General features: G+C 70.9%; 1 protein-coding gene. It reads left to right on the top strand.

The features are described from left to right. Positions 1–409, top strand: a 409-nt coding sequence (locus NJH59_RS25645) for a type VI secretion system Vgr family protein (RefSeq protein WP_253087481.1), incomplete at both ends; no start/stop codon positions are given.

Below are 409 nucleotides of genomic sequence, written 5' to 3'. Positions count from 1 at the left end.
AGCCGCGTGGGGAGGGTTTCGAACTGCGCACCGACCGGCATGGCGCCGTGCGTGCGGCGGCGGGTTTGCTGCTGACCACCGAGCCCCGGCATCACGAAGCCAAGCACCACAAGGACCTGCCCGAGACCGCCGAACGCCTGGCCACCGCCAGCGAACAGCAGGACGGCTTCGGCCAGCAGGCGCGCGAGGTGCAGGCGCAGGATTCGGGCGACCAGGACGAGGTGGCCAAGGCCCTGCATGCGCAGCACCAGGGCATCGTCGGCAGCGGCCCGACCAACCAGAGCGCCAACGAGTTTCCCGAGTTCAGCGAACCGCACCTGGTGGTGGCCAGCCCGGCGGGCATCGCCCTGACCACGCCGCGCTCGACGCATGTCGCGACCGGTGAACACCTGGCGTTGAGCAGCACCGG

The sequence above is a fragment of the Pseudomonas sp. VE 267-6A genome (genome assembly GCF_024126555.1).
Taxonomy (GTDB): domain Bacteria; phylum Pseudomonadota; class Gammaproteobacteria; order Pseudomonadales; family Pseudomonadaceae; genus Aquipseudomonas; species Aquipseudomonas palmensis.
Note: the sequence above shows the minus strand (reverse complement) of the source record. Positions and strands in the feature narration are given on the sequence as shown.